The following is a 12241-nucleotide window of genomic DNA, read 5'->3' on the forward strand; positions in this document are numbered from 1 at the left end:
GTTTCAGACTGGCGCCAAGCAAACCGTGGGCGCCGGGCAGGGCGTCGCGCAGTTTCATCAGGCCGTCGCTGTCGAGGCTGTCGATCAGCGTCACGTCGAACCGTTCGTGCAGTCGCGCCATCAGCACTGGCGAGAGTTTCTTGTACAACACAACGTGTTTTTTCATGGCAAGCATCTCTTCAGGAATGAGCCGGCACGGGACGCGTGGCAGCGGCTTTGGCCACGACGCGATCGCTTGCGCCGGGCTTGAGAAAAATCGTCAGCACCACCGATAACATCAGCGCGCCGCTCATCAGCAGGTACGACGCACCGGGCGAACCGGTGGAGCTATTGAGGTAGCCGACCAGATACGAACCGCCGAACGAACCGAGCGCGCCCATGCTGTTGATCAACGCCATCGCACCACCCGCCACGTTGGCCGGCAGAATCTCCGGAACGATGGCGAAAAACGGTCCGTACGGCGCGTACATGCAGGCACCGGCAATCACTAGCAGCGTGTACGACCACCAGAAATGCTCGGTGCCCAAGGCGTAAGAGCCGTAGAAAGCGATGGACGCGATCAGCAGCGGCGGCCAGACAAAGCGTTTGCGTTTTTGCAGTTTGTCCGAGCCCCACGACACCGCGAGCATGCCGATCACTGCCGCCAGGTACGGCAGCGCCGACAGCCAGCCGGCCTCGATCATGTCCATTTGTGCGCCAGCCTTGAGGATCGACGGCAGCCACAGCACAAAGCCGTAAACGCCGATGCTCCAGCAGAAAAACTGCAGCGCAAGGACGATCACCTTCGGCGAGCGGAACGCCTCGGCGTAATTCTTCACCGCTTTGATCCCGACCTGTTCAGCCGCCAGCGCACTCTCCAGATCGTGCTTTTCCTGGTCGTTGAGCCACTTGGCCTGCGCCGGCCGATCATCGGCCAGGCGCCACCAGATAAACGCCCAGAGCACCGCCGGCAGGCCTTCGATGATGAACATCCAGCGCCAGCTGAAATGCTGCACCAGATAGCCCGAAACCACCGACATCCACAGCATCGTCACCGGGTTGCCGAGGATCAGGAAGGTGTTGGCCCGTGAGCGTTCGGCACGGGTAAACCAATGGCACAGATACACCAGCATCGCCGGCATCACCGCCGCTTCGACCACGCCGAGCATGAAGCGGATGACGATCAGCCAATAGGCGTTGGAGACCACGCCGGTCAGGGTGGCGAGGCCGCCCCAAAGGATCAGGCTGACGAAAATCAGTTTCTTCACGCTGTGCTTTTGCGCATAGATCGCACCGGGCACCTGGAAGAAAAAGTAGCCGAGGAAGAACAGCGCCCCGAGCAACGAAGACAGGCCAGGGGTGATCATCAGGTCTTCGGCCATGCCCGATGCGGCGGCGAAGCCGTAGTTGGCGCGATCCAGATACGCCAGGCTGTAGGTGATGAACACAATCGGCATGATGTACCACCAGCGACGGGCGGCGAGGGTTGCGGTTTTCATGGTCTTGCTCCTGAGCTTGTTGTTTTTGTCGCAGCAGGTTCAATGAATCGGTTGCCTGTCAGGGCCTCATCGCTGGCAAGCCAGCTCCCACAGGGATCTCGGGTATGTCAAAGATTGCATTGCCACCACCAACCCTTGTGGGAGCTGGCTTGCCAGCGATGGCGGCCTCAAATTCGCTGAAGAGTTCAGCCCGGGTTGGAAGGCCCTCCATATCCCCGCGACTCTGCACCGCCCGACTGCCAATCCAGTTCGCACGCTGCACCGCCTCGGCAAAACTCTGGTGCTCAAGCAGGGCACTGATCATCCCCACCGCAAAACCATCACCGGCACCGACCGTGTCGACGACATGCGCCACCGGCACCCCGGCGACAAACCCCTCATCCAGATGCGTGCGGTAATAAGCGCCTTGCGGCCCAAGCTTGATCGCTACCGCTTCGGCACCTTGATCGAGATAAAACGCAGCAATGTCCGCCGGGTCTTCGAAACCAGTGAGCAAACGGCCTTCACTCAAACCCGGCAGCACCCAATGGGCGAGGGCGGCGAGGCGGTTGATCTCGCCGATCATCTCGCGCTCGCTGGCCCACAGGCTCGGACGCAGATTGGGATCGAACGACACGCTGCGCCCGGCATTGCGCATGCGTGTCATCAGTTCAAAGGACATCTCCCGCGTCGAGGCCGATAGCGCCGGCGGGATGCCAGTCGCATGCAGATGGCGGGCGCTCAACAGGCTGGCCGTGATCGACTGGGGGGACAGATGACTGGCCGCCGAACCGCGCCGGAAATACTCGACCTGCGGGTCGCTGCCATCGTCATTGCGCGATTTGAACTGGAAACCGGTCGGGTGCTGTTTGTCGACGTCGACGTGACTGCAGTCCAGACCCTCCTTGATCAAGGTCTCGACCACAAAGCGCCCGAGCGAATCATTGCCGACCCGGCTCAGCCACGCGACGTTGAAACCCAGGCGCGACAGCCCGATCGCGACATTGCTGTCGGCCCCGGCGATACGCTTGTGAAAGTGCTCGACCGCCGCCAGATCACCGGTCTGCTCGGCGACCAGCATCGCCATGGTTTCGCCGAACGAGAGAATATCGATCTCAGACATGAGCAGGCTCCAGACGCGATTGGCCGAGGCGGGCGAGGGCGGCGACGTGCTCGGTGGTCAGTTGCACCAGATCCTCGCCCTGCAACGGATATTCGGCGGCGCGCATAACGCCTTGGGCCATGTGCCGCAACAGTTGTTCCCACAGATGCAGGTCACTGACGGCCGGCGGCACCGCCACCAGTTTGCCGTCCGGGCGGCGGGCAACGGCTTTGCAATGCACGTAACCGACGTGCCGGCCCAACAGGCGCGCAGCATTCGCGGCGGACTGGTCCTGCCACTGCCAGTTGCCGATGTCGAAGGTCATTTTGATCGGCAAGTTGTGCTGCTCGACGGCGGCGAAGAAACGCTGAAACGGTTCGATGCGCCCGCCGTGCAGGGTCTGGTCGTTTTCCACCAGCAACTGCACCGGGCTGAGCTTCAAGCGTTCGGCCAGGGCTTGCAGATCATTGTTATCGGTGAAGTAGCCGAGAGAAACCTTCAGCCATTTCGAGCCGAACGCTTCGGCGTTTTGCAGCGCGTTGATCAGCTCAGGATTGGGCCGCGACTGGCCGGCGAGCCACAGCTCAGTGGGCGAGGAATAAATACTTTGCAGGCCCTGCGCTTGAGTGGCGGCGCTCAGTTGCGCGGGCACTTCGCGGGTCAGTAATTCTTCGCGCCATTCGATGCGATCGGCACCGGCGGCGGCGAGCACGTCGATGAAAAAATCCTGCCCGCGCTGGCGCACGAGCTCGGCACCGTAGCTGGACAGACTGATGGAAACGGCGGGTTTATTCATTGTTATTGACCTCTGAAACCGGTTTCATTTTTGTTCAAAAAAAATATCAGGTGTTTCTGTGGTGTCCTTCTGGGCCTCATCGCTGGCAAGCCAGCTCCCACAGGTTTAGAGGTGTACCAAGCCTTTGTGTACGACTCGAACACTGTGGGAGCTGGCTTGCCAGCGATAGCGTCAGATCAAACACCAGCAACCTCACGGGTCGACCCACGCTCCACCAGCACCGGTGCAAAATCCACCACCCGCGCCATTTCATCATCCCCACGCAAGCGCTTGAGCAGACACTCAAACGCCCGCGCGCCAATCTCTGCCGTCGGCTGAGCCAGCGCAGTAATCCCGCTGCCCACCAATGGATACCAATCCAGATCATCCAGGGCAATCAGCCCGACATCCTCAAACAACCGCGCCCCCATCGCCCGCAACGCCGTCGTGGTCGCCAACGCCGCCACGCCATTGGCGCAAAACAGCGCTTTCGGGCCATTGCCGGGGGTATTCAAGAAGATTTGAAGTTGTGCGCTCAGGTCATCGCCGGTTTCCAGCACCGCCCCGGTCAGCGCCGAGCGCTGGGCAATCTGTGCCTGAAAACTGCTGACCCGCTCGATCCGCGAACTGGTGCCGTCATACGGTTCAGTCACCAGTACCAGATTCCGATATCCACGCTGCTCCAAATGCCTGATCGCCATCTCCACGGCTTGCGAGTTATTCAGCCCGACCATGTCGCTGTCCAGCCCGTCGACCTTGCGATCCACCAGCACCAGCGGCATCTCACGACGCAGTTCATGCAACTCGTCACGGTGATGGCCCAGCGTGTTCACGATCAGCCCTTCGATGTTGTACGAGCGCAACAGCGCCAGGTGCTGGCGTTCCTGTTCGTCATCGCGGTCGGTGTTGCACACCACCAGGCTATAGCCGTGCGCCCGGCAAGCGGTTTCCACCCCGTGCATCACGGCAATCGAATAAGGGTTACGGATATCGGCGACCAGCATGCCGATCAGGCGCGTGCGCCCACGTTTCAGGCCGCGAGCCATTTGGTTGGGGCGGTAGCCGAGTTCGCTGATGGCCTGCTCGATGCGCAAGGCAATGGCATCGGAGAGCAGGGCGCGATCATCGCCGATGAAGCGCGAGACGCTGGCCTTGGACACGCCTGCGCGTCTGGCAACATCAAGCATGGTGACGCGGCTGCGCTGAGCGGCGGAAAGGACGTTCAATTCGGTAGACCTTATTTTTGGAGGGTAGCGTTTCAATATGAAATACCGCTGAAACCGGTTTCAGAAGACACTATCAAACCCTGGCTCGTCAACCTTCAAATACGTCAAAAGCATTCATGGCAAGCTGAATTTCCGACAGACGGTTACTTGACCTGTCAGATCTGACAGTAGGCAGTTTCCGAATAGCAGCGCTTAATTTCTTCAGGCCAAAATGACCAGCCAGTGAGAAATTCCATGCCGACCAAAGTGCCCATTACTGCCAGCAGCACATTGAATTCCGCTGTGCTCCTGAGCCTTCCGCGAGTGGACGGAGTTGACCCCCAAGATCCAGCCGGAACATTGCCGCCGGACGCAAAACAAGTCGGCATCGTCTGCGTGATTGACCGCTGGCTGAGTTTTCCTGTTTCTGGCGAGCGCAAAGACCGTGTCGAGATCTTCATTGTCGGTAACCCCGATGTTGTCGCCCGGGCCGAATATGGGGTCGCGGACGACGCTGTGGAGTTTCGTATTTCAGTGGCTCCCGAGAAACTACCGGATGTGGCGACGTTTGAGTTGTTTTATACGGTCCTTTCGACCAACCCTACGACGTCGGATAAACGACGCCTGACATATGCAATCGTTGCGCCACCGCAACGTTTGAAAGAGGCGGATTTTCCCGACGCAGACATTTGGGGGTATATCGGTTGTGATAAAAATTATCCCGACGATCCGGAGTCCTTGTTTATCTGGGAAGGGGTGCGCGTCGAGATTCCTTTTGATGATTTATTTAATCTCAACGATGTCCTCAGAGTTTATTGGCAAGCATGGGGCTCTCTAAACGGACCAGGACAACATACAGAACAATTAACGCCAGAGTTCGAATTCAATGAGGTTGTAACTGATGTTGTAAACAAACAAGCGGTAAAGTTGGTGATAAAACCATTTGCCTCACATATAGAGCCGATGCGAAGCAACGCTTCAGCGACCGTCAATTACCAGTTGTTGCGAAATGGAGTCCCAATATTTCGGTCTTTTACCGGGCTGGTGAAAGTAGACAGGGTAATTCCGCAAAGAAGGGTAATTCGGGGAGGCAGGGTAATTCCGGGAAAAATCGAATATTGCGCTGACTCAAGTTGGATGCCTTGATCAGAGCGTAATAGTGGCAGCGATATCACGACTGCAGTTGGCGGCGTTCGCCATTGTCGAAGATGCATGGGTTGAAGACATTTTCTACGCAATGGAGAAAGTACATGACAAGTATTAAAACAGCAGCGTCAGAGTCACTAGTGGGCATTTTGGCTGCGCCTACCCCGGAGTTACCGGATGGGCGCGACACAGGTAAAAATTTGATTCCGTTCGGCGCAATACCTGCGGGGCGCGATCTTGGGCTGATCATCGCCACGAATACCTGGGACGTAGGGCATGACAGAGACACGGTGGCTGTGCAGGTTACCCGTACTCAGCCTCCCCCCATTCCGAGCGATAGTGATTTCGACACGCTTCCTCGAGTGCCTCTGGGGCCGGCTGCGAACAGGCCAATCATTTTTCCTGTGAGTGTGCCAGCCCGATATCTGGGTGAAGATGCGACGTCGGCTGGGCCGACGCCCATCTGGGTCAGGATCGCCCTGTATCAAGGAAATCTGAATCAACTGTCGTCCACGGTCATGCAATTTTTCATCGACCGAACTGCACCATGGCAGGCTAAACCGAGTCAGACTGGTGCCATTCCGGGAACAACCCCAGGTACGAAAGGCATTCCGCTGGTGACCTTCCCTAACGCTGCAAACCCTGCTCTCACAATCGATGATGCGTGGGCGGCAGCCAACCCGAACGGTTTGAAAGTTGCGATTAACACCACTTATCCCAATCATCTGGCGACTGACCGGTTGACCCTTTATGCGGCGGAAACTCGTACCGAGCCGCCTAGTGTGAATCCAGTGCATGACGCGGCTATTCCCCTGAGCGGTGAAGTGGAAATTCCATTGGCGACGTTGCGTGCGGTTACAACGGGTCGAGTACAAATCTGGTTCAAGTTGACGGATCTGGCCGACAATGTCAGCGCTTGGTCGGCCAGTTTCAGGAACGTGCAGTTCCTGCCGCTGCCGGTCCTCGCGCCTCCCATCGTCCCGTTCGCAGTCGATGACAATTTGATCGATCTGGACGATGTGCGTTCAGCTAACGGTGTAACGGTTGTTGTGAATCGCCCGTTGAATACGCTCCCTACCGATCAGCTCAGCCTTACCTGGGGCGGGCAAGCGGCGCAGGATCTTACATTCGGGACAAATACTTCGCTGACGTTCACCATTCCCTGGTCGAAGTTGGGCGATGAGTACTTTACCAATCAGAGCGGAACAAACTACGTTGTCCCAGTGACGGTCAGAGCGGATTTAATGCGCGGTGGCCGGTCTATCAGCAACGCGTCGATATCGGTAGACACGGACTACTCTGTGGTCGGCAACCCTTATCCTATTGACCCGACCAATCCGCCCGACGAAGACAATCCTTTGCTGAAGCCGCTTGTCGTGCGGGGACAACCTCCTGCTGAAGACAACAAACTGGGTCCGCAGGATGCCAATGAGACCGCCACCATCTTTATTGACCTGTCGCCTACAGATGGCGGCACGTGGCCGGACCCGGAACCCGGAGATCTGGTCACCGTTCGATATCTTGGGGACGCTGGCGAAGTCGTTGTGACGTCGGAGTCGTTGACCATCGCCAATGTCAACACCATCATCGAACTCGACTTGCCTTACAGTATTGTTGGTCCAGGTGGTCTGGGAACAAAGCAGATATGGTGGGAGTTGGAAAACCCGAATCGCAATAACTTACAGAAGGCAGTGAAAACAACGCTGGAGGTAAATACCGTAGTCATCGTACTCGATGCGCCTGAGTTTGTGAGACCGCTAGAAGACGCGGGTACGGATGAAGACTACATTATTTGCAAAAGTTTGACCAAAACAGCGGCAAACCGACTCGCGCGATTCTATATTCCGAAGAATGATCATCTTGTTGACGGTGTGGATGTTACCTTCAACTGGCGCGGATTTCGAAAGTCAGACTACACTGTTCCCGCTCCAGCGGAAACCGAGTTCACCTCCACACGCACAGTTACTCCTCAGGAGGAGACCGGCGGGATGTACTTTGATGTAGGTCCTTATGATCCGGTTGTTCGAAGTTTACCGCTTCCCCCATCGCCGCCGCACGACCAAGATGAATATAAAGCTTATGTAAAAGTGTGGTATTCAACGTCGGTAGTGCCTACTTCGGTAGTCACTGAAATGACTGTCTATTTGTATAATGGCGATTATCTGTATTGCGAGTCCGAGGCAGGATGGTTTCCCAGTCCATAAGTAGTGTAAAAAATATGCAATGCCGTGTTCGCCGAGAGAGTCATGCTCTCTCGGCGCACGGTCTTTGGAAATACGCAACTCGTTTGAAGAATAACTCCTGCTGAAGAAGGTAACTATTCTCGCTTAAAAGAGGAATAGTCCTACATAGATGAGTAAGGCTCATCGGTATCCTTCCGCGTCCTGATGGCAGTCTGGAACTTCTGTAGAAACCTTCTTTCTGCCGTCGTCACACTCTTATCCGAGAAGTTTGCTATGAAGTTAAAAAGGGCGTCGGGATTTACCTCTTTAAAAATGGTCGGTGCGTATTCGTGCACCGCCGTCATGTTGATTGTTTCCGATGCGACATTCGCGCGAACGCTTTTGCCGGGGGATATTGAGACGGTCTCCGGCCCGGTAACCCCTGAATCGTGGGTTGTTCCTGCCACTGCTGTGCTCAATCTCGACCATACGACTACTTTAGGTATCTCGCTCGGCGGTGGCGCCCTGAATGCCGACAATGCAGTCATATCGCAAATCCAGGCCTCGACCAATGCTCGAATTAACCTGGCCCAGTCCACAGTCACTAGCGTCGGCTTTGACACAGCTGTCTCGCTGATTGACAGCAATGCCACAGTCACTGGCAGCACATTGACCAGTCAGGGGATAGCGTTGAGCCTGGCGAGAGACTCGACTACCTCTGTCGGCTCGACGGCGACAGTGACCGGCAGCACGCTACAGGGCGGTGTTTACGGCGCAGCGGTTACGTCATTGAGTACGTTGAATCTGATCGACAGCAAAGTGAATGCGCTGGATACCAATGGCATAGGCCTGAGCCTGTTCGGTGGCAATGCCAACGTCAGCGCCAACAGTCGTATTGTTGGCGACCTCAATGGGGTCATTTTCGAAGAAGATATACCGGCGTCGGGCGTGAGCGTATTGAAGGTCGACGGTTCAACGGTTGAGGGAATCACAGGCGCCGCGATCAACGTGAACTACGCGACAGCGGCCGGTGAGTCAGTTCTGATCGATGTGCGCAACAACTCGAATTTGATCGGAGGTAACGGGAATATCCTTGAGGTGATTGACGGCGGGGCTGCTCGACTACAGGTCGACAACAGCAACCTGACGGGCAATGTCGACGTTGCCAATGGTGGAAGTGCCAGCGTGCTGCTGCAAAACAACGCTAGCCTGAACGGCAATCTGATAAACGTAAAGTCGGTCTCGCTCGACACACAAAGCGTGCTCACGGGTGACATACAGGGGGGGGGCGCAGGTACAGTCACGCTGGACAACAGTGCTATCTTCAACGGCGCTGTTAACGGTGTCCGGGATATGTCGATCAGCCGCGGCGCGCAATGGGACATGGTCGGCGACAACACTGTCGGCAGTTTGAACTTGCAGGGCGGCAGCGTACGTTTGGGCGCGAATGAGGCGTTCAATCGTTTGGACATTGCTAATTTGTCTGGCAGCGGACAATTTCTGATGGACACCGACCTGTCCACCGGCAAGACCGATTTTCTCAATGTCACGCAATCGGCTTCGGGCCAGCACGAGCTGGTCGTAGCAGCCACAGGTAGCAATGCAGTCGATGGCACGCCGGTCAAGGTAGGTAATATTGCTGCGGGTGATGCTGAGTTTGCATTGAAGAACGGTCAAGTGGATGTTGGGGCATTGGCTTACAAACTGGTCAAGGAAGGTGAGGGCCTGTATCTGCAGCCCGATGCCAACGCGCCGAGCACCGGAACCAAAACTGCAATGGCCATCGCCGGTACGGCACCGACGGTGATCTATTCGGAAATGACCACGCTCAATACCCGTCTTGGCGACAGACGTATGGCCGGCACTCAACCCAAGGCTCGCTCAGCAGGCGCATCGGACGCCGATAGCCAAGAGGGTGGCTACGGTCTCTGGATGCGGACTTATGGCAATCATTACAACGTCAAGAATGCCTATGGCGACGGTTACAAACAGAATCAGACCGGCGTTTCGATAGGGGTGGATGCACCGCTACCGTTTGGCGATGGTCAGTGGTTGATCGGCGCCTTTGGCGGTTACAGCACAACGAATCTTAATCTGACTCGTGGAAGTTCCGGAAAGATCGAAAGCATATACCTCGGGACATATCTGACCTGGTATGACCAGGCAACCGGGTATTACATAGATACGGTGGCCAAGGTCAATCGCTTCAATAACGATGTCAAGGTCACCCTCAGTGATGACACGCGGACGAAAGGTGACTTCAATAACGTAGGCTTGAGTGGTTCGGTAGAGGTGGGCAAGCACATCGTGTTGAGCAATGGTTATTTCATCGAACCGTCTGCACAACTCGGCGCCGCCGTTGTACAGGGCAAAGACTACAGCCTGGACAACGGCCTGCAGGTCAACAGTGATGAAACCCGATCTTTGCTCGGTAAGGTAGGCATGACCGTCGGGCGCGAGATCATTCTGGACAATGGCAGTAAACTGCAGCCCCGCCTGCGCGCCGCTGTCAGTCACGAGTTCGTCAATAATAATCGTGTCAGTGTCAACAACACTGACTTCAATAATGATTTGTCGAGCACCAGTCTGGAATTGACAGGTGGGATCAACTGGGTTCCGGTGAACAATAAATGGCAAGTTTATGCAGAGATTGGCACCAGCAAAGGTAGCAACGTCGATCAGGAATTGGGTGGTAGTGTCGGGTTGAGTTATAACTTTTAAAACAAGAGCATAAAAAAAGGAAGCGTTCACGCTTCCTTTTTTATTCGAGCTCTAGCGTGGGTTCTTCGTGTTCCAGTTACAACCGTAGACCAAGAATTGCCCAACGATCGGGAAGTTTTCTTCAGCCTGTTCGCCACCGTGATCGAATTCTCCGAAGAAGGAACCCTCCAGCTTTCCTTCGTCTTCTGTTAGCGTGAGATTGAGATTACCCGAAACTCCCACGTGCAAAGTGCCTTCCACAGGATCTGAGTAGTAGGTCAATGCGCTACGGTCACTGCTCGCTGAGATCGAATAGGTTCCCGATTCCGGCTTTACAAAAAAAACAATTTCGAAACGAACGGTGATGCCGTTGTGCGTGCGCCCGGCACTCAGAAGTAAAACTTCGCCCTGTGGGTAAGTCTTCCATTCAAGTGTCGGGGTAGAGGTAGCATCGAAGTTGATAGGATCAGGGATTTTGATATCGCGCCGATGAACTGCAGGTCCGCCGTTTATCGTTGCAGAGAGGAATGCCGGATCAGGCGCTTGCCAAATTACAGGATTTAACTTTAAGGCGTGGCTCATGAGGTTATCTCCAGTCTAAAGGTTGGAAGTATCCAAAGACCGTATCGTCCTAATTCTGGATGTCGTATGGAAGCCCGGATCAGTAGGCCTTGTAAACTGTTAGAGTTGACAGTTTACAGTTGGTTTTTTTTATGCGTTTTCTTCGATTCTCATCTCAATTGTCGTATTCCGAAAAAGCGGTGTGCAACTTGGAGTCTAAACGCTCAAAGCGTCAAATAATTATCACTGAATCAGAAGCCCCCGTTCATAAGTTGATGAAGGGTATTCGGCATCACGGGGACAGGTTCAGCCGAACAACCCCGCCGCAATATTGATCGAAAATCCCAGTATCGCCGTATTGAACACAAACCCGATCAGCGATTGTGCCAGCACGATCTTGCGCATCTCCCGCGATGCCACCCCGACATCCGCGGTCTGCACGGCCACGCCAATGGTGAACGAGAAATACAGGAAGTCCCAATAGTTGGGCGTGGTCAGCCCTTCGGCGAAACGCAGGGCGGGCTCTTTGCCGTCCCAGGTGTAATACAACCGCGCGTAATGCACGCAGAAGATCACGCCGATCAGCAGCCATGAGCCGATCACCGTCACGGCGGTGAAGGCGTAATGCAGGAGCTTGCGGTTGGTTTCCAGATCCTTGCTGCCCGCCAGTTCGAACGTGATGGTGGCAAGGCTCGCCAGTGCGGCGATGCACACCACCAACAGCACCAGTCCGGCGTTTTCGTCTTCGACGTCGGCGATGCGTTTGACGTCCGGGGCCTTGGCACGCACGGTCAGCCAGAACATCAGGATCAGGTAAGTCCAGACACCGGCGTTCCAGCCAATGAGGATTTTGCTGACGATGGAGTCGGCGGGGGCCAGCAGACCGGTGGCGAGGCCGAACAGGGCGGCGGCAGACAGGCGAGGGTGGGTGCGGGCGAGGAAGCGCATGGGGACTCGATGGGCCAGGGTGGTTCAGACACCTTAGCCCAGCGATGGAGGATATGACCACCGGCTCGAGTTTATGAAGATCCCTGTGTGAGCGAGCTTGCTCGCGAAGGCGTCCGGTCATCCAACATCAACGTTGAATGTAACGACGCTTTCGCGAGCAAGCTCGCTCCCACAATTAAGATCAG

The 12241-nt window shown here is 55.9% G+C and carries 9 protein-coding genes and 1 pseudogene; 3 read left to right on the plus strand and 7 right to left on the minus strand.

The window, feature by feature from the left end; all coding sequences use genetic code 11:
• The 5 genes and pseudogenes from DBR24_RS31680 to DBR24_RS07555 form a co-directional block, all read right to left on the minus strand.
• A pseudogene (locus tag DBR24_RS31680) lies at positions 1–166 on the minus strand (bifunctional glyoxylate/hydroxypyruvate reductase B); the annotation flags it as partial.
• A gap of 13 nt (positions 167–179) precedes the next feature.
• Positions 180–1478: an MFS transporter gene (locus DBR24_RS07540; protein ID WP_123468427.1), complete on the minus strand. Its 1299-nt coding sequence runs from the start codon at positions 1476–1478 to the stop codon at positions 180–182.
• A 58-nt stretch (positions 1479–1536) separates the two neighbouring features.
• Positions 1537–2580, minus strand: a complete 1044-nt coding sequence (locus DBR24_RS07545) for a sugar kinase (protein ID WP_128614383.1) — start codon at positions 2578–2580, stop codon at positions 1537–1539.
• Positions 2573–3355 (minus strand): sugar phosphate isomerase/epimerase, encoded by a 783-nt coding sequence (locus DBR24_RS07550; protein ID WP_128614384.1) that lies wholly within the window; start codon positions 3353–3355, stop codon positions 2573–2575. Before DBR24_RS07550 ends, DBR24_RS07545 begins: the two co-directional genes overlap by 8 nt.
• Before the next feature lie 176 nt (positions 3356–3531).
• Positions 3532–4560, minus strand: a complete 1029-nt coding sequence (locus DBR24_RS07555; protein WP_128614385.1) for a LacI family DNA-binding transcriptional regulator — start codon at positions 4558–4560, stop codon at positions 3532–3534.
• A gap of 234 nt (positions 4561–4794) precedes the next feature.
• On the opposite strand from DBR24_RS07555, the gene DBR24_RS07560 reads away from it, so the two are divergent.
• The 3 genes from DBR24_RS07560 to DBR24_RS07570 all read left to right on the plus strand — a co-directional run bounded on the left by DBR24_RS07560 (position 4795) and on the right by DBR24_RS07570 (position 10568).
• Positions 4795–5685 carry a hypothetical protein gene (locus DBR24_RS07560; RefSeq protein WP_128614386.1) on the plus strand — a complete coding sequence of 297 codons (891 nt, stop codon included), beginning with the start codon at positions 4795–4797 and terminating at the stop codon, positions 5683–5685.
• A gap of 104 nt (positions 5686–5789) precedes the next feature.
• Positions 5790–7889 carry a hypothetical protein gene (locus DBR24_RS07565; protein WP_128614387.1) on the plus strand — a complete coding sequence of 700 codons (2100 nt, stop codon included), beginning with the start codon at positions 5790–5792 and terminating at the stop codon, positions 7887–7889.
• Between the two features lie 252 nt (positions 7890–8141).
• Positions 8142–10568 (plus strand): autotransporter outer membrane beta-barrel domain-containing protein, encoded by a 2427-nt coding sequence (locus DBR24_RS07570; protein ID WP_128614388.1) that lies wholly within the window; start codon positions 8142–8144, stop codon positions 10566–10568.
• A gap of 51 nt (positions 10569–10619) precedes the next feature.
• Here DBR24_RS07570 and DBR24_RS07575 read toward each other — a convergent pair whose 3' ends face one another.
• Positions 10620–11129: a hypothetical protein gene (locus DBR24_RS07575; RefSeq protein WP_128614389.1), complete on the minus strand. Its 510-nt coding sequence runs from the start codon at positions 11127–11129 to the stop codon at positions 10620–10622.
• Positions 11130–11414: 285 nt separating this feature from the next.
• A complete protein-coding gene (locus DBR24_RS07580) occupies positions 11415–12056 on the minus strand; it encodes a DUF1345 domain-containing protein (protein ID WP_128614390.1) in 642 nt (213 codons plus the stop codon).
• Positions 12057–12241: the final 185 nt, after the last annotated feature.

Source organism: Pseudomonas sp. HMWF006 (genome assembly GCF_003061205.1).
Classification (GTDB): domain Bacteria; phylum Pseudomonadota; class Gammaproteobacteria; order Pseudomonadales; family Pseudomonadaceae; genus Aquipseudomonas; species Aquipseudomonas monsensis.